Origin of the sequence: Salinivibrio sp. SS2 (assembly GCF_001722075.1) — a bacterium.
Lineage (GTDB): Bacteria > Pseudomonadota > Gammaproteobacteria > Enterobacterales > Vibrionaceae > Salinivibrio > Salinivibrio proteolyticus.
Window position 1 is genome coordinate 1 of record NZ_MEBP01000140.1, and the last position, 25,001, is coordinate 25,001.

The 25,001-nt window shown below is 50.9% G+C and carries 25 protein-coding genes; 7 read left to right on the forward strand and 18 right to left on the reverse strand.

Annotation, left to right across the window (positions count from 1 at the left end; all coding sequences use genetic code 11):
- Positions 1 to 279 precede the first annotated feature (279 nt).
- The 11 genes from BGK46_RS16530 to BGK46_RS16580 form a co-directional block, all read right to left on the reverse strand.
- Complete coding sequence (locus BGK46_RS16530) at positions 280 to 1,182, reverse strand: LysR substrate-binding domain-containing protein (RefSeq protein WP_069591160.1); 903 nt, start codon at positions 1,180 to 1,182, stop codon at positions 280 to 282.
- A gap of 59 nt (positions 1,183 to 1,241) precedes the next feature.
- Entirely contained in the window at positions 1,242 to 2,816 is a 1,575-nt protein-coding gene (locus BGK46_RS16535) for a HAMP domain-containing protein (protein ID WP_069591162.1), read from the reverse strand.
- 175 nt (positions 2,817 to 2,991) lie between these two features.
- Positions 2,992 to 4,020 (reverse strand): 16S rRNA (guanine(1207)-N(2))-methyltransferase RsmC, encoded by a 1,029-nt coding sequence (rsmC, locus tag BGK46_RS16540; protein WP_175418674.1) that lies wholly within the window; start codon positions 4,018 to 4,020, stop codon positions 2,992 to 2,994.
- A gap of 104 nt (positions 4,021 to 4,124) precedes the next feature.
- Positions 4,125 to 5,210, reverse strand: a complete 1,086-nt coding sequence (locus BGK46_RS16545) for an AI-2E family transporter (RefSeq protein WP_069591165.1) — start codon at positions 5,208 to 5,210, stop codon at positions 4,125 to 4,127.
- Positions 5,211 to 5,310: 100 nt separating this feature from the next.
- A complete protein-coding gene (gene hemW, locus BGK46_RS16550) occupies positions 5,311 to 6,468 on the reverse strand; it encodes a radical SAM family heme chaperone HemW (RefSeq protein ID WP_069591166.1) in 1,158 nt (385 codons plus the stop codon).
- Between the two features lie 2 nt (positions 6,469 to 6,470).
- Positions 6,471 to 7,067, reverse strand: a complete 597-nt coding sequence (gene rdgB / locus BGK46_RS16555; RefSeq protein WP_069591167.1) for an RdgB/HAM1 family non-canonical purine NTP pyrophosphatase — start codon at positions 7,065 to 7,067, stop codon at positions 6,471 to 6,473.
- Positions 7,068 to 7,095: 28 nt separating this feature from the next.
- Positions 7,096 to 7,536: a DUF4426 domain-containing protein gene (locus BGK46_RS16560; protein ID WP_069591168.1), complete on the reverse strand. Its 441-nt coding sequence runs from the start codon at positions 7,534 to 7,536 to the stop codon at positions 7,096 to 7,098.
- 61 nt (positions 7,537 to 7,597) lie between these two features.
- Complete coding sequence (locus BGK46_RS16565; protein ID WP_069591169.1) at positions 7,598 to 7,894, reverse strand: DUF167 family protein; 297 nt, start codon at positions 7,892 to 7,894, stop codon at positions 7,598 to 7,600.
- Positions 7,894 to 8,448: a YggT family protein gene (locus tag BGK46_RS16570; protein ID WP_069591171.1), complete on the reverse strand. Its 555-nt coding sequence runs from the start codon at positions 8,446 to 8,448 to the stop codon at positions 7,894 to 7,896. The genes BGK46_RS16565 and BGK46_RS16570 overlap by 1 nt, the downstream gene beginning before the upstream one ends.
- Before the next feature lie 16 nt (positions 8,449 to 8,464).
- Positions 8,465 to 9,283 (reverse strand): pyrroline-5-carboxylate reductase, encoded by an 819-nt coding sequence (gene proC, locus BGK46_RS16575; protein WP_069591172.1) that lies wholly within the window; start codon positions 9,281 to 9,283, stop codon positions 8,465 to 8,467.
- Between the two features lie 84 nt (positions 9,284 to 9,367).
- Positions 9,368 to 10,069, reverse strand: a complete 702-nt coding sequence (locus BGK46_RS16580; protein ID WP_069591173.1) for a YggS family pyridoxal phosphate-dependent enzyme — start codon at positions 10,067 to 10,069, stop codon at positions 9,368 to 9,370.
- Positions 10,070 to 10,092: 23 nt separating this feature from the next.
- Between BGK46_RS16580 and BGK46_RS16585 the strand changes: the two genes are divergently transcribed.
- Together BGK46_RS16585 and BGK46_RS16590 are read left to right on the forward strand one after the other, a co-directional pair.
- Complete coding sequence (locus BGK46_RS16585; protein WP_069591174.1) at positions 10,093 to 11,118, forward strand: type IV pilus twitching motility protein PilT; 1,026 nt, start codon at positions 10,093 to 10,095, stop codon at positions 11,116 to 11,118.
- An 8-nt stretch (positions 11,119 to 11,126) separates the two neighbouring features.
- On the forward strand, positions 11,127 to 12,245 hold the full coding sequence (locus BGK46_RS16590; protein ID WP_069591175.1) for a PilT/PilU family type 4a pilus ATPase: 1,119 nt from the start codon (positions 11,127 to 11,129) through the stop codon (positions 12,243 to 12,245).
- Here the strand turns inward: BGK46_RS16590 and ruvX are convergent.
- The 7 genes from ruvX to BGK46_RS16625 form a co-directional block, all read right to left on the reverse strand.
- A complete protein-coding gene (ruvX, locus tag BGK46_RS16595) occupies positions 12,242 to 12,670 on the reverse strand; it encodes a Holliday junction resolvase RuvX (protein WP_069591176.1) in 429 nt (142 codons plus the stop codon). The genes BGK46_RS16590 and ruvX overlap by 4 nt on opposite strands.
- The gene (locus tag BGK46_RS16600) at positions 12,667 to 13,233 is read right to left on the reverse strand and encodes a YqgE/AlgH family protein (protein WP_069591178.1); all 567 of its coding nucleotides are present in this window, start codon (positions 13,231 to 13,233) and stop codon (positions 12,667 to 12,669) included. The genes ruvX and BGK46_RS16600 overlap by 4 nt, the downstream gene beginning before the upstream one ends.
- A gap of 91 nt (positions 13,234 to 13,324) precedes the next feature.
- Positions 13,325 to 14,269 (reverse strand): glutathione synthase, encoded by a 945-nt coding sequence (gene gshB / locus BGK46_RS17680; protein WP_069591179.1) that lies wholly within the window; start codon positions 14,267 to 14,269, stop codon positions 13,325 to 13,327.
- Between the two features lie 21 nt (positions 14,270 to 14,290).
- Positions 14,291 to 15,022, reverse strand: a complete 732-nt coding sequence (gene rsmE / locus BGK46_RS17685) for a 16S rRNA (uracil(1498)-N(3))-methyltransferase (RefSeq protein WP_069591180.1) — start codon at positions 15,020 to 15,022, stop codon at positions 14,291 to 14,293.
- Between the two features lie 114 nt (positions 15,023 to 15,136).
- Positions 15,137 to 15,640 (reverse strand): SprT family zinc-dependent metalloprotease, encoded by a 504-nt coding sequence (locus BGK46_RS16615; RefSeq protein ID WP_069591181.1) that lies wholly within the window; start codon positions 15,638 to 15,640, stop codon positions 15,137 to 15,139.
- A gap of 140 nt (positions 15,641 to 15,780) precedes the next feature.
- A complete protein-coding gene (metK, locus tag BGK46_RS16620) occupies positions 15,781 to 16,935 on the reverse strand; it encodes a methionine adenosyltransferase (protein WP_069591183.1) in 1,155 nt (384 codons plus the stop codon).
- 175 nt (positions 16,936 to 17,110) lie between these two features.
- Complete coding sequence (locus BGK46_RS16625) at positions 17,111 to 18,049, reverse strand: LysR family transcriptional regulator (protein ID WP_069591184.1); 939 nt, start codon at positions 18,047 to 18,049, stop codon at positions 17,111 to 17,113.
- 171 nt (positions 18,050 to 18,220) lie between these two features.
- On the opposite strand from BGK46_RS16625, the gene BGK46_RS16630 reads away from it, so the two are divergent.
- The 5 genes from BGK46_RS16630 to BGK46_RS16650 all read left to right on the forward strand — a co-directional run bounded on the left by BGK46_RS16630 (position 18,221) and on the right by BGK46_RS16650 (position 24,892).
- Positions 18,221 to 20,176: a ligand-gated channel protein gene (locus BGK46_RS16630; protein WP_084781558.1), complete on the forward strand. Its 1,956-nt coding sequence runs from the start codon at positions 18,221 to 18,223 to the stop codon at positions 20,174 to 20,176.
- A 198-nt stretch (positions 20,177 to 20,374) separates the two neighbouring features.
- Complete coding sequence (gene epd, locus BGK46_RS16635; RefSeq protein WP_069591192.1) at positions 20,375 to 21,391, forward strand: erythrose-4-phosphate dehydrogenase; 1,017 nt, start codon at positions 20,375 to 20,377, stop codon at positions 21,389 to 21,391.
- Between the two features lie 65 nt (positions 21,392 to 21,456).
- Positions 21,457 to 22,623, forward strand: coding sequence for a phosphoglycerate kinase (locus tag BGK46_RS16640; RefSeq protein ID WP_069591185.1), 1,167 nt, complete (start codon positions 21,457 to 21,459; stop codon positions 22,621 to 22,623).
- Between the two features lie 154 nt (positions 22,624 to 22,777).
- Positions 22,778 to 23,854, forward strand: coding sequence for a class II fructose-bisphosphate aldolase (fbaA, locus tag BGK46_RS16645; protein WP_069591186.1), 1,077 nt, complete (start codon positions 22,778 to 22,780; stop codon positions 23,852 to 23,854).
- Between the two features lie 180 nt (positions 23,855 to 24,034).
- The gene (locus tag BGK46_RS16650) at positions 24,035 to 24,892 is read left to right on the forward strand and encodes a mechanosensitive ion channel domain-containing protein (protein WP_069591187.1); all 858 of its coding nucleotides are present in this window, start codon (positions 24,035 to 24,037) and stop codon (positions 24,890 to 24,892) included.
- The last annotated feature ends 109 nt before the right edge of the window (positions 24,893 to 25,001 follow it).

Below are 25,001 nucleotides of genomic sequence, written 5' to 3' on the forward strand. Positions count from 1 at the left end.
CGTCTCGCTTCAAAACTCCCATCACACAGACACAATTTAAGCATCAAAGCAGATATATGTAAGACTTTGATTAGCAGAAATACCAAGCCCTGACCTGATGGTCGGGGCTTTTTTTTATCTTTAGGGTGTATTAGTCCTGCGCGTCTCACTTCAAAACTCCCACCACACAGACACAATTTAAGCATCAAAGCAGATATGCGTAAGACTTTGATGAGAAAACACCAAGCCCTGACCTGACGGTCGGGGCTTTTTTGTATCTGTCGCTTGGGTGATTGCTGGTTAAGTAGAAGAATGGGATTGAGGTTGCCAGTGTAAGCAAAAATCCCAGAAGCGGGTCAGTAAACCTGACTGGTATTTATCTTTGTGACGCACGAGCCAATAGCGCCGGGATAATAGCAGAGGGAGTTCGAGGGCAACGACTCGACCGTCGGCAATGGCGTGTTGCGCGGAGAGCTTAGACAGATATGCCAAGCCTAACCCGGCACTCGCGGCGTTTAAAATCGCTTCTGTGGTATTAAGCTCGAAAGAAAGGTGCCAGCGCTCGAAGCGAGGAGCAAGGCGTGAGAGGAAGTGCTCGCGTGTGCCCGAGCCAGATTCGCGGATCAGCCAAGTTTGATTGTCGAGATCCCCAACACTTAACGGCGCTTGACTGACAAGTGGGTGATCAGGGTGACACACCACCGCCATCTGATCACTTAGCCAAGGCGTTTGCAGTAAATCAGGATGTTGGATTTCACCTTCTATTAAACCGATATCCAGCTCGAAATGTTGTAGGCGAGCGATGATCTCTTGGCTGTTTGCAATCACTAATGTTTGTTGTTGATGCGCGGTTGCATGACGAAAATCGCTGATCAGTGCCGGCAAAAGCTGATTGCCCACCGTATCGCTTCCCCCTAGTCGTAGGCAGCCAATCAACTGGCTGTCGTCTTTCAGTGCCGCGCTAATCTCATCGCTACGGGTCAGCAATTCATCCGCTTTAGGGATCAGCGCAGCACCTTGGTCGTTAAGATGGAGTCGGTTACCGCGTCGATCAAACAAGGGGTAACCGAGCTGACTTTCTAACTCGGCAAGCGCCATGCTGACCGCTGGTTTACTGAGAAACAGTTTCTTGGCAGCGGCGGTGATCGTGCCCTCTTGCACGATAGTTAAAAACACTCGCAATTGAGGAAGTGAAAGCGCCATTCAGACCTAGTGATTGAGGGTTTGGGCCACTATAAGACCGCTTGCTCTCAATGGCAACGTTAACGACGGTCGGTAATCCAATGTTGGATTTCTTGTTGGGCCTGTTTTAAGGGTTGGTAGTAAGGCGATTGTCTGTCCGTATGCTGGAGAACGAAATCGAGACTACGTACCACATTCCGCCAACGCGGCGTTTTGGGAACCGTTTCAAGGTGCAGGTATTTATCCAAGGTTCTTGTTTGCAGGCTACCTTTGTCGGAATAGACGCGCCATAAACCGCTTTGCTCGGCCAAACCGACTTTATCTCCGTCCCATGCCTCTAACGCGAGGTTCATCGCGATGACTAAGCTGTGATGTAAGCTGTCTGACTGCATTGCAGGCGTGTGCTCACTGGTTGAGGGAAATGATGTTGAAAAGCACGTCGTTTTTAAGCGGTGCTGCAAGTGCGATAAGGCAGTGGCAAGCCGTCCGATTTCATCTTGGCGTTGCCGATGCGTCACTGGATAGTCAAGCTCACCGGCTGCAAATTGTTCGGCGCACCAAGTCAGTTGCAACATAGGGAGAGCAAGTCGATGGGAGAGCCAGTGTCCAATAAATAGCAGTAATACAATCAGGGCTATCACCAAGGTCACACTGATTGAATATAGGCGATAAAGCGGTTGATATGCGTTTTGCTTGGGGGTGCAAGTTATCAGTGCCCAAGACGTGTTGCCGATGCTGACGGGACGATAGGCGGTCAGTTGTGGCATCAATGCATAGTCGCTGGGTGACAATACTCCTTGTTGACCCTCTAAGCTTTTTATAATTGCCGCTTGTGGTGGGGAAACAGCGAGTTTGGCATGACTCGAGCGGGGTACCCAGCCACTGAGTAAGGACTGATGCGATTGATCAATAAGCCATAAGCCTGAATGAGGGCGTTGAAGCTGGCGTAGCATGGCGGACAAGTTGTCCGTCGTGGTACTTACCGCAAGAATACTTTGGATCTGACCGCTTTTCAGAATAGGGGCGAGATACCATGCTTGCATGGTGCGTGAACCTTGTGGAGCAAAGTGAGTGCGTACCCACTTAGGGCGTTGCTCAGGCGGGGCATCTAATAGTTGGGTGACGGCTTGGTGTAGCCTGGTATCCGCGAGCAACTGTGGCGTGGCTTTGACGGCAAAAACGAGGTGTTGGCTTCGGTCAAACATCGCCACATTATTGAACTCATACCTTGCCATCCATGATTGGTATTGACGGTTAAACTGTCGGTAAAGGCGGTGATAATTCTGGTTGTTGGTCTTGAGGGGTGTTCCTGCGTTTTGCTGCAGGATTTGCATGAGCTGTCGGTGCGCTTGGGACGTGTCTTCACCTAATTGGGCGAACGCATTCGGAAAGCCATAGAAGCGCCCACCACTGCTAATCGCCAAGTCGGAGTCTGCAAGGTTAACAACGGCACGTACCTGATCATGAAAATATCCTTTGATGGTGAAATAGTAGCGATCCCGTTCGTTCTCCAGCTGTTGGTGGGCTTGGGTGATCAACAGCTGTGACTGACTCCATGTAAAGTAACCGGTCAGAATTACCACAGGAATAATGCTAAGGCTAAAAAACCACCACATAAAGCGGCGTTGAAGACGCGTCGAGTAACCCATATCCATTTGCACGCTGTGAGTACCTCTCCCTGATCACGCGGGCTTGAATCGCAAGCGGCTGCCAAAAGGCAGCCGCGAGAGAGTAAACGCTAACACGTCCGATGAGCTAAAACTGTGACCTACTGTCAGGTATCAAGCCTTAAAACTGTGTTAGTGCGCTGATTGATGGTGTTATCAGCAACTAGCGCGATTTTTGCGCATGATAAACTGCGAATCGACGTGTTTTCGCGAGGGTATCGCACTGACCAAACCCTTTTTCAATAAGCGGTGGGTAACGTAAGAAGCTATTGGCGACGATCACCAGTTGGCCGCGACGGCGCAGATAGCGAGGGGCGCTTTCCAGTAACGACTCGGTGGCGTGATAATGTGTCTCTAGCCCTTCATGGAATGGGGGATTGCTGATAATGGCATCAAACTGCTGTCCACTGACGGCACTTAGCATGTCTGAAATCAACACAGAACCTTTGAGTCCATTGGCCTCAAGGGTCGCTTGTGTCGAGGCAACGGCTAAGTGATTCACATCGACAAACGTCAGTGCGAGCTTGGTGTTGCTCGCCAGCAATGCGGTGCCAATGACACCAGCGCCACAACCGACGTCAATCACATCCCCTTCCATAGCGGGGAGGTTTTTCAGCAGTAAAGCAGTCCCGTCATCTAAACTTTTTTGGCTAAATACGCCGGGGAGTGCTCGGATCGTGAGGGTCACCTCTGCGATTTGTAACGGGTAGTCATTAAACCATGCCGCTAACTCAAACTGAGGCGCTGGGGACGTGCACTCGCCGTAATACAGGCTGCACCGGCGCGCAGAGTCTTGTTTGGTGACGTGGCCATAAGGCGCAAAACGTTTTTCGATGCTTTTGACGCCACTACGGTTTTCACCCACCACTATCCAGTCGACGTTGGCGCCGAGGCGATGGGTGAGCATCGCGAGAAGAAAGTCAGCTTCTGCTTTCGATTTGGGCCAATAAAAGAGGACAAGGTCCACCGGCTGCTCATCATTATACTCAGCACCTGCGTGCACATTTACACCCGTACCAGCCATGCGCGTTGCATAGCCGTGATGCGTGGTAAACACAGAGACACTTTTTGCATGTGCGAGGAGTTGCCGAGCAAAGTCATCTTCTAGCTCACCTGCCAATAGAACATGTTTGTTTTCAAATAGCGTCAGGTGGCGCTGCGCAATTTCACTCGGGGCCGTTAAACTCATGATCGTTCTCTTTACGTGATTTAGACGTGACAATCGACGCGCTTATTAGGTGCGCGCTGGGGAGCGGATTGTCCCACAAAGCGCGCACTAGGCCAACCTATGCCAGGTTAGGCATTGTCTTGGCGGTCGAGGAAACGCTCGAACTCAATTTCATACATGCGAAAGAGGACGAGGGTGAGCGAGAAGATGATGGGGCCATAAATTAGTCCCATCAATCCAAATAGGTGCAGGCCGCCAAGCAAAGAGAAGAAGATGAGCAAGGTATTCATCCCCGAGTTCCCCTGCATCAAAAACGGGCGTAGCAGGTTATCAATCGAGCCGACCACCACCACGCTCCATATCAATAGCCCTAGCGCCCATTGCCATTCGCCCGTGATGGCTAAATACATCACTGTCGGTAGCCAGATAAGTGCTGTGCCCACCACGGGAATAAAGGAAGCGAAAGCCATCATGGTTCCCCAGAATAGGGCGGGCAGTCCCACGGCCCACATGGCTAGGCCACCGGCTGCGCCTTGGGCGAGTGCGGTCAGAAATGAGCCTAACACGGCAGATTTGGCGACTTTCTCGACTTCATCGAGCAGTTGATCTTCTTGGCTGCGAGAAAGTGGGATCACATGACGCAGAGTTTGAATGATGCTTTCGTGATCTCGGAGTAAAAAGAAGAGCACAAACAGCATCAGCATAAAGTTGATGAAAAAGTTGGTCACATCGCCAAGTACTTTGGAGCTGAACTCTAACATTTGCCCACTGAATGACGACATCCAAGCTGCGAGTTTCTTCACCGTTTCTTGCGGGTCAATCAAATCAAACGGCAGCCATTGATTGAAAAAGTGGAGCGCACCCTGAACTTGCGGGTTATTCATCAGGGATTTTGCGCCGCCATTATTCAACCAGTCATAACTTTGGGTAAAAAAGCTAACACCTTGTTGGATGATGGCTGCGGCGACTAAGGTCAGCGGGATAATAATAATAAAGGTTAGCAGCACGCAGGACAGCACTGCGGCGGTATTCGGGCGATCGCCCAAGCGTTGCTCGATACGGTTATGCACCGGAAAAAATAATAGCGAGACGATAAAGGCCAGCACAATGGCGCCAATATAGGGCTCAATAAGCAGATAACACGCGTAGGTGGCAACGATAAGCGCTGCAATCAGGGTCCAGTGTTTGGGCTCGACGCGAAATGACGGGCTCACAGGCGTATCCTTTTTTGCTGAATGTCGGTGGGCGATGCCCTCGATAAACGAAGGCGGATCGGTGATCCGCCGTATTTATGAGCACCTTACCACAGACAGATTAGTCTGCGTCAGCTAAAAAAATCGCCACGAGATCGTTTAAGAATAATTTTCCTTTTGGCGTGATTTGCCAGTGTGAGCGGGTGTCTGTGATTAACCCTTGCTCAATTGCCTCTGTCATTGGCGCATCGAGTGTCGATAGCGGTAAGCCTGTCCGCTGGACAAACTCAACTTTGGGGCAGGCTTCCAATAAACGGAAGCGATTCATAAAGAATTCAAAGGCCAGCTCTGTGGGTTTGACCCATTGACTATCGGTCAGGTAGGCCTTTTCCGGGTCGAGGTAGCCGCGCGGGTGCTTGACTTTGACTGTGCGCAACACCCGTGCTTGACCTTGATCTGGCAAGGTCAGTTTTCCATGCGCCCCGCAGCCAATCCCCAAATAGTCGCCAAACCGCCAGTAGTTAAGATTATGCTGGCATTGCTTGTTCTCAAGGCTGTAGGCCGAGGTTTCATACTGCACATAGCCTGCGTCTGTGAGCAATTGATGGCCTTTGTCAAAAATATCCCAAAGGGTATCTTCTTCTGGCAGCGTAGGCGGTTTGGAGTAAAACTGGGTGTTAGGCTCGATGGTTAACTGATACCAAGACAAATGCGGTGGATTCAGTGCAATGGCCTTTTCAAGATCCGCCAGCGCCTCTTGCTCCGATTGATTAGGTAAGCCATGCATCAAATCGAGATTAAAGCTATCCAATCCGGCTTGGTGTGCGAGCTGAGCGGCACGTTCGGCCTCTCCCGGACCATGAATACGCCCTAAGCGCTCGAGTTTATCGGCGGAAAAGCTCTGTACACCGATAGAGATTCGATTGACGCCCGCTTGACGGTAGCCAATGAACTTATCGGCTTCTACCGTGCCGGGGTTCGCTTCCATGGTCACTTCCATCATTGCGCTTGGCGTTAGGCGCGCTTTGATGCCATCCAGCAAGCGCTGAATTTCGGGGGGGGACATCAAGCTTGGCGTACCACCACCAATAAAAATCGAATGCAGCGGCCGCTCTGCGACAGAAGGATAAGCGGCCAAGTCGGTATCAAGATCATCGAGCAATGCACTGATATAGTCCGACTCAGGGATCACCCCTTTTTGCGCATGAGAGTTAAAGTCGCAGTACGGGCACTTTTGTACACACCAAGGGATGTGTACGTACAAACTCAGTGGGATCATGCTTACTGGGCCGCTTTTAACGCGTTGAATAAGTGATTGAGCGCTTGGCCGCGATGGGAACGCTGTTTTTTCTCTGATGCGGGCATTTCGGCGGCGGTGCACTGTTGGTCATGGGGTAAGAACACAGGATCATAACCAAAGCCATTGTCACCCTGAGGGCGGTGGGCAACTTTGCCTTCCCACACACCATGGCACACCAGAGGCGTAGGATCATTGGCATGGCGCATATACACGAGCACACAATGGAAACGTGCGGTACGCTGCGCATCCGGTGCGTCTTGCATCGCGTCTAGCAGTTTGACGACATTGTCGCTATCGCTCGCTTGTTCACCTGCATAACGGGCAGAATAGACCCCAGGCGCGCCATTGAGGTAGTCCACCTCCAGACCTGAGTCGTCTGCGATGGCGGGCAGGCCAGTAATTTTTGCCGCATGGCGGGCTTTGATAATGGCATTTTCAATGAACGTGGTTCCGGTCTCATCGGCATCTTTGACGGCAAAATCGCTCTGAGGCAAGACCTCAAAACCGAACTCGCTGAGTAAGCTAGCCATTTCTTTTACTTTTCCAGCATTGCCGGTGGCGAGTACAACTTTGTTCATGAATAGTACCTATTTGCTTAAAGCCCGATTAAGGGGTATCAACGTAAAATTTGTAGCGATAGTCCAAGGTGGCGGATCGGTTGCCTTGGGCGTTTAACTCGATATGAAACTGATACGTTTCTTCATCGTCAGCCGCAAAGGTAGCAATGTAGTAAATCGCCTCACCTTCACGTATTTCCTTGAAGTCTAGCTCACGGCTGTTGCCAACGAGGTTTTTCACGCTTCCTGTTAAGGTCGCACTGACCGCCGGTTTGCCGAGCTGCATTTTATCAAGCACGGCGATATTAACTAGTCCGCGGTAGCCACTTCGCGTGATGTCGTACTGCTTTGCGATCTCTGGGGTTAAAAAGGTCGTCGAGATCGTGTTGTAGTGCACTTCGAGCTCACCCACCTCTTTGTATTGCCCTGACCACGCTGACAGCGAGAATAGACTCAGAAAACTGACCAGCATTACCGTAAATGTACGCATAATTCTTCCTTGTTGTCGTGCGAGTCGCCTCGCCTGAATACGGATAATTGACGATGAGTGATCAGTGGGGAAGATACGGGGTTAGCCAATCAGGAAGCTGTTGGGGCGCATCAATCTGCACTTGCTTGTGCCGATTTGTTAACCCGTGGGTCACTGTTACATTGCTTTTTGCGATCTTACACTGCTTGGCAAGCCAGCGGCATAAATGGGCATTGGCTTTGCCATCCGTGGGTGGGGCTGTGATGGCGATCTTAAGCGCATCGCCATGCTGGCCCAGACACTGGTCTCGGCTTGCTTTAGGTTGTACGTACAGGCGCAATGTGATTGCGCCTGTCTCAGTATCAACACGGACGGGCATTACAGCGCGTACCACACTGGGCCGAGAAAATCGCCAATCAGCATATTGATAAACTGTAAGGCAATAAACACCACCAAGATGCTTAAATCGAGCCCGCCAATCGGTGGGATGACGCGACGTACCGGCGCACACACGGGTTCAGTCAGTTGGTGGAACACGTATTCAACCGGATTATTCCCTTGGCTGACCCAGCTGAGAATGGCGCGCAGAATCAGCACCCAGAACAGCAGTTTCCCGGCGGCTTTTAGGAGTGCGATGGCGGAGAAAATAAACATGCCACCACTTAGCGTCAATGGATTACCCGCCACCAGATCGAGCACGGCAAACTTGGCGACCATTAACAGGTAGCCAAAAAGCACGGTAGCGAGATCTAAGCCGCCCAGTGCTGGGATCAGACGACGTAGCGGTCCGACAACAGGCTGGGTTGCTTTCACCACAAACTGGGAGAAAGGATTATAGAAGTCGGCACGGGCTAGTTGTAGCCAAACGCGCAACAGCACCACCATGATGTAAAGATCAAACGCGGTGTTGATCAGAAAGGTCATTGCATTCATATCGTCGCCTTAGTGATTAAAATTCTTTTTCCATTTGTTCGGCACGGCTAATTGCCGCTTGCATGGCCTGCGCGACAATATCACCGATCCGGTTTTCGTCAAACACACGCAATGCTTCAGCGGTTGTGCCCCCTTTGGAGGTCACTTGTTCGCGCAGAGTGCCTAATCCGATATCCGGGTTGGCTACCACCATTTGCGCAGCGCCAAGTGCCGCTTGTTGCACCAAACGACGTGCGGTGTGGTCGTCAAAGCCTTGCTGCATCGCTTCTTGCTGCATGGCTTCCATAAATCGGAAGAAATACGCGGGTGCGCTTCCAGCTGCCGCAATCACGCCATTGATGTCAGATTCTTGGTTGACCCAGCAGATCTCACCGACAGCTTGCATGAGTGCGCCCGCATAATCACGATCCTCATTCGACACAGTAGGGACGGCGTAAAGGCCACTCATCCCTTGTCCAACTAAAGAGGGGGTATTGGGCATCACACGAACGAGGTTGAGTTTTGTGCCTGCCATCGCCATCAGGCGATCGGCATGGATCCCTGCGGCGATCGAAATCACTAATTTATTTTGCCAATCGACGTCAGTCAGCGAGGCGAGCACTTGCGCCATCAGCTGTGGCTTGACCGCCAATACCACCACCTCAGCCCCTTGGCATGCGGCAAGATTATCGGCGGTGGTCTGAATCCCCAATTCGGCCTGCAAGCCGCTATTCGGCGAGGCACTTGGTGACGCCGCCGTGATCGCTGAGGCTGGGTAGCCCGATTGAATTAAGCCCGCGATAATGGAGCGAGCCATGTTCCCTGCGCCAATAAAAGTCAGTGCGCGATGTTCCATGAATGACGTTCCTATTGTTGGTGGTACCTGATGCTGATAACCAGCACGTCACGTGTCGTTCTATTTTCTTTTTCTCGCCGCGCGTTAGCGTTTTTCTCGCGCCCCAAATACCGCAGTCCCAATTCGTACCATGGTGCTTCCGGATGCAATCGCTGCTTCCATGTCGCCGCTCATCCCCATTGATAGCGTATCGACACTCTCGTACTTTGCTTTTAATGCTGAAAACATGTCAGCCAAAGGGGCGAAGGCGGCACATTGTTGGGCATAGTCGGTTTCAGGTTGAGGAATCGACATCAACCCCCTTACGGTGAGATTCGGTAACTGAGCTATCGCCTCAACCAGCGCTTCGGCCTCCTCAAACGCGACCCCTGATTTTGACATTTCCCCGCTGGTATTCACTTGCACCAACACATTCAGGGCGGGTAAATGTGCGGGGCGTTGCTCACTCAAACGTTTAGCGACTTTTAAGCGGTCCACCGAATGCACCCAATCAAAGTGCTCGGCAATTTGACGCGTTTTGTTGGACTGAATGGGGCCAATAAAGTGCCATTCCAATGCTGAATGTGCGGCATGCTGAGCAAAATGCTGCACTTTTTCCACGCCTTCTTGTACGTAGTTTTCACCAAACGCGTGTTGTCCTGCCGCCAACGCTTCTGCGATGGCTTCGATGGGCTTGGTTTTACTCACCGCAAGCAATTGCACCGAACCTTCGGGTCGGCCGCATTTTTGCGTTGCGCGGTCTATGTGTTCCATGACCTGTTCAATGTTTTTCTTGATACTACACATACTTGATTCTGCGAGGAAAATGAATGGATATCACTGAGCTATTGGCCTTTAGTGTAAAACATAATGCGTCAGATCTACATCTTTCCGCGGGGGTGGCACCTATGGTGCGGGTAGATGGCGATGTGCGCAAGTTGAGTTTGCCAGCGTTGAGCCATCAAGAGGTCAATCAATTGGTCTTGGATGTGATGAATGATAACCAGCAGCGTGAATTTCAAGCGCAGTTGGAAGTGGATTTTTCATTTCATATGCAGTCTGTGGGACGTTTTCGGGTTAATGCATTTCATCAGCAACACGGCTGCGCGGCGGTATTTCGGGTGATCCCCGAGACAGTCCCTAGTTTGGCGGATCTCCATGCCCCCGAGATTTTTGCGGATTTTGCTCGGCTCTCAAATGGATTAGTGTTGGTCACCGGCCCGACGGGCTCGGGGAAGTCCACCACATTGGCGGCCATGGTTGATCACATTAACCGCCACGCACCTAAGCATATTCTCACCATCGAAGACCCGATTGAGTTTATCCATCACCCACAACAAAGTTTGATTAATCAGCGTGAAGTGAAGCGCGATACCTTATCGTTTCAGCAAGCGCTGCGTTCGGCGTTGCGTGAAGATCCCGATGTGATTTTGGTAGGAGAGCTGCGAGATCTCGATACCATTAGTTTGGCGTTAACGGCGGCGGAAACTGGACATCTGGTATTCGGCACCTTGCATACGTCAAGCGCAGCAAAAACAGTCGACCGTATTATTGATGTCTTTCCCGGCAGTGATAAGCCGCTGGTCCGCTCGATGCTTTCGGCCTCACTGCGGGCGGTTGTGTCTCAGCAGCTGATAAAAACAGCGCAAGGTGGGCGCGTGGCCGCGCATGAAATCATGATCGCAAGCCCAGCGATTCGTAACCTCATCCGTGAGGATAAGGTGGCGCAAATGGTGTCGATGATTCAAACCGGCTCCAATCAAGGGATGCAAACCATGGAGCAAGCACTGGCCGATTTAGTCGGGCAAGGAACGATCGCGCCGGAACAACGCGATCGCGTATTACGTGCGCTTTAGGAGGAAGCATGAAACTCAGTAGTGTGCTGGTGGCGATGCAAGAACACACCGCCTCGGATGCGTATATTTCCGTGGATGCGCCTGTGATGTTACGGGTGGATGGACGCTTAAAACCTCTGTCTTCGCCGTTGTCGCTGGCGGCAATCAACGTCATGTTGAACAGTGCGATGAACGAGGAACAAAAGCAGCAATTTATTACCAAGCGGGAAGCGAACTTTGCGGTAAAACGCAGTGTTGGGCGTTTTCGGATCAGTGCTTATTGGCAGCGTGATATGCCCAGTATGGTGATCCGCCGCATAGAAACCGAGATTCCGCGTTTGTCATCGTTAGGCACCCCAGTGGTGCTCGAAGAGCTTGCGATGCAAAAGCGAGGCTTGGTCTTAGTGGTTGGGGCGACGGGGTCGGGTAAGTCGACAACCATGGCAGCGATGATGGGGTTTCGTAATCACTATGGGCAAGGCCATATCCTAACGGTTGAAGATCCGATTGAATTTGTTCATGAGCATCAGCAATGCATTGTCAGCCAACGCGAAATTGGTATCGATACCCAGGATTATGAAACAGCGCTAAAAAATGCGCTCAGGCAAGCGCCAGATATGGTGGTAATTGGTGAAATACGAACGCCAGAAACCATGAACTTCGCGCTTCAGTTTGCGGAAACGGGCCATCTTTGCTTGGCCACCTTACATGCGAATAACGCCTATCAAGCACTGGAGCGGGCACTGCACTTGATGCCTAAAGCACAGCGAGAGACCTTTTTGTTTGATTTGTCGATGAACTTAAAAGGTGTTATCGCTCAACAGTTGGTACCGGGTGTGAATGGGGTTGGGCGGCATGGTGCCTTTGAATTATTGATCAATAACGCGCATGTGGCAGAGCTGATCCGCAACGGTGAACTACACGCGTTGAAAAAAGCCATGTTGAGCGGGGAGCATTTTGGTATGCAGACCTTTGATCAATCGCTGTATGCGCTTTATGTGCAAGGGAGTATCAGCGAGGATGAGGCGCTGCGACATGCCGACTCGGCCAATGAATTGAAGTTGATGATCAAAACCGGTGCTAAGCACAGTGCGCCGGGCAGCGCACTGGATCATGTACGGATTGAAAGAGCGGGCTCGCTGGATTAATCGGCGTACTGGCGTTCAAACCAGCTTTCGATAATCACCACCGCAGATTGTGCATCGACCGCGCCTTTTTGTAGTGCCTTATAGCCACCACGTTCAAACAATGCTGCACGGGCTTCTCGGGTTGAAAGCCGTTCGTCGTGCAGCTCGACAGGGTAACCAAAACGTCCATGCAGACGGTTGGCAAACTTGCGCGCGCGCGGGGTGATGGTCTCTAGTGGTTCACCATTCAAGTCAAGTGGCAAGCCGACCACCAAAACATCGGGTTGCCACTCTTTGAGTAATGACGCGATCTCTTCCCAATTGGGGATCCCATCGCGGGCTTTTAATGCACATAGAGGGCGTGCAGTTCCCGTTAACGATTGACCGATCGCAACGCCAATACTTTTGACGCCATAATCAAACCCAAGCACGGTGTGTGAAGTCATGCGTGTCCTATTTCTGAAGATAAATTCGCCGCGTTGATCCCCAGTTGATCAAGGGCTTTTTGCCAACGCTCACTAAGGGGAGTGTCAAAAATCACTTTGGGATCGGCTTCCAAGGTTAACCAGCTGTTTTCGGCTAACTCCAGCTCAAGCTGCCCGGGCTCCCATCCAGCATAGCCGAGCGCGACAATAAATTGGTCGGGCTGCTCATCGGTCCCCAAAATAGACAGTATGTCTTTGGAAGTAGTGACCGCAAGATCGTCAGACAGTGGGATGCTCGTGCCGAAGCTTCGATCTGCACGGTGGAGCACAAAGCCGCGATCTTCCGATACTGGGCCACCAAACAGTACGGGTTGCGCCAGGCTATCTTTGGCTTGTGAGAGCGGAAGCTGGCGTTCAACCTCGATTTGGTCGAGCATTTTGCCCACCGAGATATTGATAGGCTGATTGATCATCAATCCCATCGCGCCGTCATCGTTATGCTCACACACGTAAATCACACCATGTTGAAAACGGCTATCGGTCATGCTTGGCATTGCGACTAAAAAATGATTTTTCAGATTCATATCGCCGTTCTCCCGTTGAGGCGCGTACTTTGAGTATGCGCTAAAAAACAAAGTTAGGTGAAAATAGGCGCATTAAATGCGCCCACTGACATTACCCTTGGCAATGTGTTGCAATGGCATCCATCAGCAAATCACCAATCGAGATATCATACGCTGCATCAATTTCGCGGATGCAAGTGGGGCTGGTGACGTTGATTTCAGTCAGCTTGTCGCCAATGACATCAAGGCCGACAAAAATTAAGCCTTTCTTTTTAAGTGTTGGTGCAACCGCGCGCGCAATCGCCCAATCGGTAGGGGATAAGGGGCGGGCTTCACCACGTCCACCAGCGGCAAGGTTACCACGTGTTTCGCCATCGGCAGGAATACGCGCCAAGCAGTACGGCACCGGCTCACCATCGACCACTAAGATACGTTTGTCGCCATTGCTGATATCAGGCACGAAAGTTTGCGCCATGCAAAAACGGCTGCCGTGCTCGGTCAGGGTTTCAATAATTACCGACAGGTTCGGATCGCCTTGTTTGACTCGAAAGATAGATGCGCCGCCCATGCCATCGAGCGGTTTTAAAATCACATCGCCATGTTCGGCTTGGAATGCTTTGATCTCGTCGGCACGACGGGTCACCAGTGTGGTCGGAGTGTGTTCTGGGAACCACGCGGTATACAGCTTTTCATTGCAATCGCGCAAGCTCTGAGGTTTGTTAACAATCAATACTCCCGCCTGCTCGGCACGCTCGAGCATATAGGTCGCGTAAATATATTCGGTATCAAACGGAGGATCTTTACGCATCAGGATGGCATCAAACGCACTCAGTGGCTGTGTTTGAGTGTGGGTAATTTGATACCAATCGTTCGGATCGTCTTGTAGCGAGACTTGATGGGTTTTCGCGTACGGCGCACCTTGCAACATCGACATATCATCTATGTTGATATAATGCACTTCCCAACCGCGTTTTTGTGCTGCCAACATCATGGCAAACGTGGAATCTTTTTTTACATTGATGGCCGAGATCGGATCCATCACTACACCAATTTTCATCTTGATTCTCCTGTTCGCCAACTAACCCAAATCACCGAAACGAACCTGCAAAGCGGTAATGGCCGTCAGTGCGGCGGTTTCAGTCCGCAATACGCGGGGGCCGAGTAAAATTTCTTTAAAGTCACAATCGCGCGTCATAGCGATTTCTTCATCGGACAGTCCCCCTTCGGGGCCTATCAACAAGCGTAGCTTCGATGGACGTTCTGGCAGCGTATTAATGGAATACGGGGCGCGAGGATGTAGGTTGAGCTTCAGTCCGGCAAAGGCTTCTTGGCTCCACGCCTCCAACATCATCACAGGACGAACTTCTGGGACGCGATTACGGCCGCTTTGTTCGCAGGCGCCAATGGCGATCTTTTGCCATTGTTGGCGTTTTTTCTCGAGTCGTTCTGCATTGAGCTTCACGCCGCACCGCGCTGATATCAGCGGAGTGATCACATTGACGCCCAGTTCGACCGATTTTTGAATAGTGAACTCCATTTTCTCGCCGCGTGAGATCACTTGTCCAAGCTCGAGGTCAAGTGGCGATTCTACACTGTGATCGTCTCGTGCACTGATGGTCACGGACACCTGTTTTTTAGTGACATCGCTTAAAGTGGCGGGAAACTGAGCGCCACTGCCATCAAAAAGCAGCACGGCTTGGCCTGGCTGCATGCGCAATACGCGTCCAATGTGATTGGCCGCATCGTCGGTGAGCGTCACATCGCCTTGCGATGGCAAAGGGTCTGGGTGATAAATTCGAGGAATACGCATAATGCTTGAGTTCCGTGATCAATAAGTTGCCAGTGTAACACGCTGTTCTGTGACTGTGAGGCTTGTGTTGATATGGGGACAGACACGAAAAAAACCAAGACGAGAAAAATGCGACTAGAGTACGGCAGGCACCGGCATCAGCGTTTGGTGACAGCGTTTACATCGGTAGCTCGCCTCACCGCGTTGCACTTTATTGTGGCGCCGTACGGTCAAGGCCACTTCCCCGCAGTGGCACGCATAGGCAAACGTTTTGCCTTTAACGGCGGTAATATCGAGTTGATGGGTGGTGTTGGCTGGTGCCTGAAACACGGTTTCCATCAAGGTACGCCATTGTGAGCCGTGAGGCTTAACGCGTCCATACAATGCGAAGGTGACGAGGTGACAGACTTCATGCGGGATCACTTCCTCAAAAAACACGTGAGGAGACTGTTGAAGCAGCACGGGATTAAAACGCAATCGCCATTGGCTGGGATGCGCCGTGCCGGCGGCACGTCCCCGCAGCGACAGGCTAGTGTCGGGATAAGTCAGTTGAATACCGAGCTGGTGGTTGGCGGTGTCAATGCACTCGCGTACCCGTTCAAAAACGGCATCAGCCAGTGGTTCAGAGACTGCGGGCATGGCAATCGTTACCTCACTCGAGTTAACGTCTTGGGGTCATGTAACATGCGTCATTTAACACGTATCACACCTGGGTGATTAAAAAAGGGAAGCCGCTGCTTCCCTTCCTTTCTTTGCGCACAATGAGCGTTAGCCCAAGATTAACCAAGTTTAGCAAATTCGCGCAATAGCTCGGCTTTGTCGGTTTTTTCCCAAGGGAAAATATCACGACCAAAGTGACCATACGCGGCGGTTTGCTTATAAATCGGTTGTAGCAGATCAAGCATTTCCTGCAGACCGTATGGGCGCAAGTCGAAGTTTTCACGCACCGCCTTGATGATGATTTCAGGGGCCACTTTTTCGGTACCGAAGGTTTCGACCATGATAGAAGTCGGCTCGGCGACACCAATCGCGTAAGACAATTGGATTTCACAGCGGTCCGCCAGACCGGCAGCGACAATGTTTTTCGCCACATAGCGTGCCGCATAGGCGGCTGAGCGGTCAACTTTCGATGGATCTTTACCGGAGAATGCACCACCACCGTGACGGGCTGCACCGCCGTAGGTATCGACGATAATTTTACGGCCAGTAAGACCACAGTCGCCCATTGGGCCACCGATTACGAAACGACCGGTTGGGTTGATGAAGTACTTGGTTTCTTTGGTCAGCCATTCGGCAGGAAGAACAGGCTTGATAATCTCTTCCATCACTGCTTCACGCAGGGTCTCGGTAGAGACGCTGTCGCAATGCTGAGTAGAAAGCACAACCGCATCGATGCCGACAATCTTGCCGTTGTCGTACGCAAAAGTGACCTGACTTTTGGCGTCTGGACGTAACCAATCTAGGGTGCCATCTTTACGCGCTTGCGCTTGGCGCTCGACCAAACGGTGCGAGTAAGTGATCGGGGCAGGCATAAGGACATTGGTTTCGTTGGTTGCGTAACCAAACATAATGCCTTGGTCGCCTGCGCCTTGATCTTTGGGATCGGCACGGTCAACACCTTGGTTAATATCTGGCGACTGCTTACCAATGGTGTTGAGCACCGCGCACGAGTTGGCATCAAAGCCCATGTCTGAGTGTACATAGCCAATGTCGCGAACCGTTTGGCGTGTCAGCTCTTCAATATCGACCCACGCTGAGGTGGTGATCTCGCCGCCGACCATTACCATGCCGGTTTTTACATAGGTTTCGCAGGCAACGCGCGCTTTTGGATCTTGCTCAAGAATTGCATCCAAAACGGCATCTGAAATTTGGTCTGCGATTTTATCTGGATGGCCTTCAGAGACAGACTCTGAAGTAAACAGGTGCTTAGCCATGTGACACTCTCATTGTTTATCAAGAATACCGACGATACGAGGCGAAATCGATCGCCGATCATCTCAGATGTTTTAACTTCTAGACGTCTATTCTATTCGTAATTGTGACAAACGCAAGCAAGTTGATGCATAGCGCTATCTATCTAGGTATAGCAAACGATTGCGCGGACAGGCGTTATTCGACGGCTACAGGCATAACATCATCGGCCATCTGAGCATCTGTCCACGCTTTGGGAGCACGAGTGATAAATCGCTCCACCAGTGTTTCTATGCGCAAAGGCAGTCGCCCCGAGGCGCTATATAACCGAATCGGTACCGCGGCCGACTGCCATTGTGGCAAACAGCGGATAATCTTGTCTGGATGATGTGTCTGATACCCTTCAGCATTCCATGTGGGTAGCAGGCCCACACCTTGTCCGTTGGCAATCGCATCGATTTGAATCGCAACCATATCGCAGTTAAACCGGCTGGGAAGCGCGCTCAAATGATAGGGAGCCTGATGGGAATGAAACAGCGTGAGCCCACGTCGGCGCAACGCAAACACATCCACCCAAGCATGATCATCTAACGCGGAGGGGTGTGAAAACGGACCATGTGCCTGAACATACGCGGGCGAGGCGTAAATGCCGTAGTGCCAGTGACCCAGTGTTTGGGTGCGACAATTGCTGGGGAGCATTACATCGTCGGCCCAGATAACAATGTCAGCCGCTTGGATACGCTGTGCACTCAGCTCACTGGTTAAGGTGATGGACACTTTGGGATGCTCGGTTAAAAAATGATTCAGTAAAGGACCAGCCCAGCCACGCATGAGCGCCGGATGGCAAATGACTTCAATTGGCCCTTTTAGCTCATTATTCAGACCGTGAATGGCTTCTTGGCTTTCCTCAGCCAGAGCCAAAATTTGCGAGCAATAGCGCGAAAAGGTTTCGCCGGCTTTAGTGAGTACCAACCGATTTCCCTGCCGTTGGGTTAACGCTTGGCCAAGGTCACTTTCTAATTGTGCCAGCCGCCGACTAATGGTCGATTTGGGCTGGTGGAGTGCGTCAGCCGCTGCGGTCAAGCTTTGATGGCGGCAAAGGGCATCGAACGCACGGATAGCGGCAAGGTCCTGCATACTTCCTTATCCTATTTTTCTTTTTTATCAGTAAGATGAAATAAATGCTTGCTTATTTCACGTTCTAAAACTGGAACAAGTTGTTCCAGTTTTAGGGCTGGGTTTCCTTACTCTAATATGAATAATTCTCACTAATCAAATGATAATTATTATCAAATAATGGAGTAAGATATGTCTAGTCGTCTTCGTCCCGTTGTGGTTGGGATGGTATTAGCGGGAATGCCTATAGCCTCACTTTCTGCCGCTGAGGCAGCCAACACGGAAACCATGGTGATCACCGCCTCTGGGTTTGAGCAGGTGACTGCCAAAGCACCTGCCAGTATTAGTGTGATCAGCCGAGATCAGTTAGAAGGGCGCTACTATCGTGATGTGACCGACGCATTAAAACGGGTACCGGGTGTGGTGGTGACTGGCGGTGGTGATACGACGGACATCAGTATTCGCGGCATGGCTTCAAAATATACCCTGATTTTGGTGGATGGCCGACGAACCTCAAGCCGTGAAACGCGCCCTAACAGTGACGGCCCGGGTATTGAGCAGGGGTGGCTGCCACCGCTACAAGCGATTGAACGTATTGAGGTCATTCGTGGCCCTATGTCAACCCTGTATGGCTCGGATGCGATTGGGGGGGTTATCAATATTATTACGCGTCGTGGTGAACAAGATTGGCACGGTAACGTGCAGCTGAGCACCGTGATGCAAGAAAATCGCGCATCGGGCGATGAGCAAAGCGCGAACTTTTACCTATCAGGCATGTTAAGTGACAAAGTTGGATTGAAACTGACGGGTCAAAACACGCAGCGCCAAGAAGATGATATCCAGTACGGCTATGAAGATAAGTCATTACGCTCTTTATCCACCACCTTGACTTACGATCATAATGATTTGCACCGTTGGGAGCTTGACCTCGGCGTCAACGCACAAGATCGCCGTGGTCATGTCGGCCGCTCCGTACCGAGTGACGATAGCCTTTGTCGCGGCAGCTGTGAGAACAGTAATAATGAATATCGGCGTCAGTCGATAGCCGTCAGTCACAAAGGGAATTGGGACTGGGGATGGTCTGACAGCCATTTGCAATACGAGCAGAGTCGGAATAAAAGCCGCGAAATGACCATCGAAAATACCGAATTTAAAACCAGTTTAGTGCGTGATTTCGAGGCGCATACCCTGACGGTTGGTGGCTCTGTTGTCTATGCGAAGTTGGAAGACTTTACCTCCAACCAAGCGTCGACCAAGACCAGTATCGATAATACGCAATCAGCGATTTTTGTTGAGGACGAATGGCGCGTCTTGGAGCCGTTGAGTGTGACTTTAGGGCTTCGTGTCGATCACGATGAAAACTACGATTACCACGCCAGTCCTCGCCTGTATGGGGTTTATCAAGTTACTGATAACTGGATTGTAAAAGGTGGGGTGGCGACAGGCTTTAAGTCTCCGCAGCTTCGCGAAATTACGCCTAACTGGGCCCAGGTGAGCCGTGGCGGTAATATCTACGGTAACCCCGACCTTGACCCTGAAACATCCGTGAATACCGAGCTGAGCCTCAACTATCAAGGGGATAACGGCATCACGGGGTCGATTGGTGTGTTCCACAATGACTTTAAAGACAAGATCACCCGTGTGACGTGCCCCGATACCGTATGTACTGCGGGACCAAACAAATGGGGCTCGGATCCAACTTATCGTGTCAATGTGGATGAAGCGGTTACCCAAGGGGTGGAAGCGAGTATTTTCGTGCCCATCGGTGATACGGTGGATGTAAGTGCCAGCTACACCTATACCGACTCGGAACAAAAAACCGGTGAATATAAAGGGCAGCCACTTAACCAGATCCCGAAATCGCTAGCGCATGGTGAAGTGAATTGGCAAGCGACCGAAAAACTCAGCCCATGGGCGAGCGTGACTTACCGTGGTAAAGAAATGGATCCGGTAACGGGCCCATCATCGCGCAGCAATATCGAACCTGCGTATACCATGGTGGATGCTGGGGCGAACTACCAACTGACCGATGCCATTGAGTTGCAAGGGGCGATATACAATCTGCTGGATAAATCGCTGGACTATGACGACTACGGTTATATCAGCGATGAGCGTCGCTACTGGGTAGGGATGAATATCCACTTCTAAGGAAGCTCCGACCTGTCTGTCTCTTTTATCCGGGATAGAGACAGCGATAACACTGCCGCGCCCGTTTTGGCCTGTTGCCAAACGGGCGTTTTTGGATTGGATAGAGTGATCAGGCACGTGATTGGCCTCACATAAGACGTGCGTCTTTTACGTGCTTGAGATACACTGGGCGACGTTGTCAAACGAGCACCGATGGACATGACACTAAGAGTCGCAATTAATGGATTTGGTCGCATAGGTCGCAGTGTATTGCGCGCCTTGTATGAAAGCGGCAAACAGGATCGCATCCAAGTGGTGGCGATCAATGAACTCGCGGAACCAGAAGGGATGGCCCACCTGCTGCAGTATGACTCCAGCCATGGGCGTTTCGGGTGGCCGGTGTCTTTCAATCAAGAACATCTGTTCGTTGCCACTGACAGCATTCGTCTTCTTCACTTATCCGAACTCCACCTTTTGCCTTGGCGCGACCTCGATGTCGATATTGTGCTCGACTGTACCGGTACATTCGGCACGCGCGCCGATGGTGAGGCTCACATTGCCGCGGGGGCGAAAAAAGTACTGTTTTCCCATCCCGCTAGCCAAGATGTCGATCGTACGGTTATTTTTGGTGTGAATCACGAAGCACTGACCAGCGATGATCGTATCGTCTCAAACGGTTCTTGTACCACCAACTGCATTGTGCCTGTGATTAAAGCGTTGGATGAGCACTTTGGCATTGAGTCAGGCACTATTACCACGATTCACTCGTCGATGAATGATCAACAAGTGATCGATGCCTACCATACCGATCTGCGTCGCACACGTGCGGCAAGTCAGTCTATTATTCCGGTAGACACCAAATTACATGTCGGGATTGGTAGGATTTTTCCGAAATTTTCTGACAAGTTTGAGGCGATCTCGGTCCGAGTACCGACGATAAACGTGACAGCGATGGATTTAAGTGTCACTGTACGTACTAAAGTGAAAGTTAATGACGTAAATCAAGCTCTGCAAACCGCATCTCGATGTACATTAGACGGTATCCTGGATTATACCGAAGCGCCCTTGGTGTCGATTGACTTCAACCATGACTCACACAGCGCCATTGTCGATGGGTCACAAACGCGGGTGAGTAACCATCAGCTGATTAAAACGCTGGTTTGGTGTGACAACGAGTGGGGTTTTGCCAACCGAATGTTGGATACCACCCTTGCCATGGCAGCGACAACGCAGTAGCCAGCAAGTGGGGGTATCGCCCTGATTAAGTCAGTTTCAATTTGCAACCTTATAGAGAGGACCTTATGTCTGTAATTAAGATGACCGACTTGGATCTTGCCGGAAAGCGTGTCTTTATCCGTGCAGACCTCAACGTGCCAGTGAAAGATGGCAAAGTCACATCTGACGCGCGTATTTTGGCGTCACTACCAACCATCAAGCACTGCCTGGCGGCAGGTGCGAAAGTGATGGTGACCTCTCACCTTGGCCGTCCTGAAGAAGGCCAGCCTGAAGACAAATTCTCGCTACAGCCTGTTGTGAACTACCTTGACGATGCATTGGATTGCAAGGTTAGCTTGGCCAAAGACTACCTGAATGGTCTTGAGCTTAATGCCGGTGAGCTGGTGGTTCTGGAAAACGTACGCTTTAACAAAGGCGAGAAAAAGAACGACGAAGCTTTATCAAAACAATACGCTGCTTTGTGTGATGTGTTTGTGATGGACGCATTTGGTACTGCACACCGTGCGCAAGCTTCGACTCACGGCGTGGGTATGCATGCACCGATTGCCTGTGCAGGTCCACTACTGGCGAACGAGCTAGACGCACTGGGTAAAGCGATGGACAACCCTGCACGCCCAATGGTGGCGATTGTGGGTGGTTCAAAAGTATCGACCAAATTGACTGTGCTGAAATCTCTGTCAACCGTGGCGGATCAGCTCGTTGTCGGTGGCGGTATCGCCAACACCTTTATCGCTGCAGCCGGTCACAATGTAGGCAAGTCTCTGTACGAAGCAGACTTGGTCGAGACCGCAAAATCACTGATGGAAGAGTGTCATATTCCAGTGGCAACAGATGTGGCGTGTGCCAAAGCGTTTGATGAAAACGCAGAAGCTGAGATCAAGCGTGTTGAAGACGTGCAAGACGATGACATGATCTTCGACCTAGGCCCAGAATCTACCCAAGCACTGGCTGCCATTCTGAAAAATGCCAAAACCATCCTGTGGAATGGCCCTGTAGGCGTGTTTGAATTCAAGAACTTTGAAGCGGGCACTAAGGGTATTTCACAAGCGATTGCAGAGTCAGAAGGCTTCTCTGTCGCCGGTGGCGGTGACACCTTGGCTGCCATCGATAAGTTTGGCATCAAAGCTGACGTATCATACATTTCCACAGGTGGCGGTGCGTTCCTCGAGTTTGTTGAGGGCAAACCACTACCAGCGGTAGAAATGCTAGAAGCACGTGCCAAAGACGCGTAATTGACGTGATAAAACGGGAGCGATGTCTCCCGTTTTCGCATTCGTTTGACTACAATAGGCCGAGTCGTAAACGATTGCACCATTTCTAGTTAAGGTGCTGTGGCACCTTCACGAAGTTTAAGCAAAGACAACCCGAGTTAATAGGACGAGAGCCATGTCTAAAGTTTTTGATTTTGTAAAACCTGGCGTTATCTGGGGCGATGACGTTCAGAAAGTATTTGAAGTCGCCAAAGAGAACAAATTTGCGCTGCCAGCAGTCAACGTGGTGAACACTGACTCTATCAACGCTGTGATGGAAGCCGCTGCGAAAGTAAAAGCACCGGTTGTTATCCAGTTCTCAAACGGTGGTGCTGGCTTCTTCCCAGGTAAAGGCCTGAAGCTAGACGGTCAAGAAGCTCAAATCAAAGGCGCAGTAGCGGGTGCAAAATATGTACACGCGATGGCTGAAGTCTATGGTGTGCCTGTGATCATGCACACTGACCACGCTGCGAAAAAATTGCTGCCATGGATTGATGGTCTGCTAGACGCTGGTGAAGCTTTCTACAAAGAACACGGTAAACCTTTGTTCTCTTCTCACATGATTGACCTGTCTGAAGAGTCACTGGAAGAGAACATGGAAATCTGTGCTGAGTACCTAGCGCGCATGGACAAAATGGGCATGACGCTGGAAATCGAACTGGGCATCACCGGTGGTGAAGAAGATGGCGTGGACAACAGCGATGTTGATACCGCCGATCTTTACACCAAGCCAGAAGAAGTTGCCTACGCGTACGAGAAACTGTCTGCAGTTAGCCACCGTTTCACCATCGCCGCTTCATTCGGTAACGTACACGGCGTGTACAAGCCAGGTAACGTGGTTCTAAAACCAACCATCCTGCGTGATTCTCAAGCTTACTGTGCAGAGAAATTTGGTCTAGCACCAAACGCACTGAACTTCGTATTCCACGGTGGTTCGGGTTCTTCACAAGCAGAGATCGAAGAGTCTATCGGTTACGGTGTGATCAAAATGAACATCGACACCGATACCCAGTGGGCAACTTGGAACGGTATTCGTCAATACTACCAAGAGAACGAAGCCTATCTGCAAGGCCAAATCGGTAACCCGAAAGGCGACGACCAACCAAACAAAAAATTCTACGACCCACGCGTATGGCTACGTAAAGGTCAAGAATCTATGGTTGCCCGTCTCGAGCAAGCATTCTCTGACCTTAACGCGATTGACGTACTGTAAGTATCGTTTCTCCGGTCATCAAAACCCGCCGTTTGGCGGGTTTTTTTATACCTGATTGGGTACCACTTCGGACACGTCGCCTATAACTGTCTCAGTTTCGTGCTACAAAGCTAGACACAAGTAGGCCAAACCCTGTTAGCATAGCGTTATCATTGATGGTCCAAAAAGAGGGACAAGGGAATGAGTGAGGAAAACGCGGTATTAGAAGGCGCTAAGTTTGCGCAAACATGGTTTGTCGATCACCAAGATCTATTGATCCAGTATGGCGTGAACATCTTGTCTGCGTTACTGATCCTAATTATCGGTAACCTCGTGGTGAAAGGTTTGGCCAATTCACTGGCTGCGGTGATGCGTAAGCGTCAAATGGATAACGCGGTGGTGGAGTTTATTCACGGCTTGGTGCGTTATCTACTCTTTATCATTGTATTGATTGCCGCGCTCAGCCGGATTGGGGTACAAACCGCGTCTGTCATCGCGATTCTCGGTGCGGCAGGTTTAGCGGTAGGCTTGGCTTTGCAAGGCTCACTAGCCAACTTTGCTGCTGGTGTCTTAATTGTTACCTTTCGTCCATTTAAATCAGGTGATTACGTCGAATTGGCAGGCGTTGCCGGTTCGGTCGAGTCGATTCAAATTTTCTCCACAGTATTGACCACGCCTGACAATAAGATGGTGGTGGTGCCGAATGGCTCGGTGATCAGTAGTCCAATCACCAACTACTCTAAACATGCGACACGTCGTATTGATTACACCATTGGCGTGTCTTACAACGCGGATCTGAAAAAGACCAAAGCCATTTTAACCGAGGTGGTGACCAATCATCCTCTGGTCATGAAAGATCCTGCACCGACAATTGGTGTCATGACACTGGCGGACTCATCCGTGAATTTTGTGGTTCGCCCTTGGGTGAAAACCAGCGACTATTGGAGCGTGTATTACGAGCTACTGCAGTCGATGAAAGAAGCTTTGGACGAGCACAATATTGAGATCCCATTCCCGCAGATGAGTGTACATATTAACCGCGGTGATTTGAGTGAATAACTTGCGCTTTAACGTTGATCATCAAACGGCACCCAATGGGTGCCGTTTCAGACTGCTGACAAAGGTCTAGCTTTCGAGCTAGACCTTTGATCTAATAGGAGTGTTGCAA

Coding starts and splice junctions, on each gene's coding strand:
- BGK46_RS16530 (WP_069591160.1), bottom strand. CDS start 1,182: ATGGCGCTTTCACTTCCTCAATTGCGAGTGTTTTTAACTATCGTGCAA.
- BGK46_RS16535 (WP_069591162.1), bottom strand. CDS start 2,816: ATGGATATGGGTTACTCGACGCGTCTTCAACGCCGCTTTATGTGGTGG.
- hemW (WP_069591166.1), bottom strand. CDS start 6,468: ATGATCCCACTGAGTTTGTACGTACACATCCCTTGGTGTGTACAAAAG.
- rdgB (WP_069591167.1), bottom strand. CDS start 7,067: ATGAACAAAGTTGTACTCGCCACCGGCAATGCTGGAAAAGTAAAAGAA.
- BGK46_RS16560 (WP_069591168.1), bottom strand. CDS start 7,536: ATGCGTACATTTACGGTAATGCTGGTCAGTTTTCTGAGTCTATTCTCG.
- BGK46_RS16565 (WP_069591169.1), bottom strand. CDS start 7,894: ATGCCCGTCCGTGTTGATACTGAGACAGGCGCAATCACATTGCGCCTG.
- BGK46_RS16570 (WP_069591171.1), bottom strand. CDS start 8,448: ATGAATGCAATGACCTTTCTGATCAACACCGCGTTTGATCTTTACATC.
- proC (WP_069591172.1), bottom strand. CDS start 9,283: ATGGAACATCGCGCACTGACTTTTATTGGCGCAGGGAACATGGCTCGC.
- BGK46_RS16580 (WP_069591173.1), bottom strand. CDS start 10,069: ATGTGTAGTATCAAGAAAAACATTGAACAGGTCATGGAACACATAGAC.
- BGK46_RS16585 (WP_069591174.1), top strand. CDS start 10,093: ATGGATATCACTGAGCTATTGGCCTTTAGTGTAAAACATAATGCGTCA.
- BGK46_RS16590 (WP_069591175.1), top strand. CDS start 11,127: ATGAAACTCAGTAGTGTGCTGGTGGCGATGCAAGAACACACCGCCTCG.
- ruvX (WP_069591176.1), bottom strand. CDS start 12,670: ATGACTTCACACACCGTGCTTGGGTTTGATTATGGCGTCAAAAGTATT.
- BGK46_RS16600 (WP_069591178.1), bottom strand. CDS start 13,233: ATGAATCTGAAAAATCATTTTTTAGTCGCAATGCCAAGCATGACCGAT.
- gshB (WP_069591179.1), bottom strand. CDS start 14,269: ATGAAAATTGGTGTAGTGATGGATCCGATCTCGGCCATCAATGTAAAA.
- rsmE (WP_069591180.1), bottom strand. CDS start 15,022: ATGCGTATTCCTCGAATTTATCACCCAGACCCTTTGCCATCGCAAGGC.
- BGK46_RS16615 (WP_069591181.1), bottom strand. CDS start 15,640: ATGCCCGCAGTCTCTGAACCACTGGCTGATGCCGTTTTTGAACGGGTA.
- metK (WP_069591183.1), bottom strand. CDS start 16,935: ATGGCTAAGCACCTGTTTACTTCAGAGTCTGTCTCTGAAGGCCATCCA.
- BGK46_RS16625 (WP_069591184.1), bottom strand. CDS start 18,049: ATGCAGGACCTTGCCGCTATCCGTGCGTTCGATGCCCTTTGCCGCCAT.
- BGK46_RS16630 (WP_084781558.1), top strand. CDS start 18,221: ATGTCTAGTCGTCTTCGTCCCGTTGTGGTTGGGATGGTATTAGCGGGA.
- epd (WP_069591192.1), top strand. CDS start 20,375: ATGACACTAAGAGTCGCAATTAATGGATTTGGTCGCATAGGTCGCAGT.
- BGK46_RS16640 (WP_069591185.1), top strand. CDS start 21,457: ATGTCTGTAATTAAGATGACCGACTTGGATCTTGCCGGAAAGCGTGTC.
- fbaA (WP_069591186.1), top strand. CDS start 22,778: ATGTCTAAAGTTTTTGATTTTGTAAAACCTGGCGTTATCTGGGGCGAT.
- BGK46_RS16650 (WP_069591187.1), top strand. CDS start 24,035: ATGAGTGAGGAAAACGCGGTATTAGAAGGCGCTAAGTTTGCGCAAACA.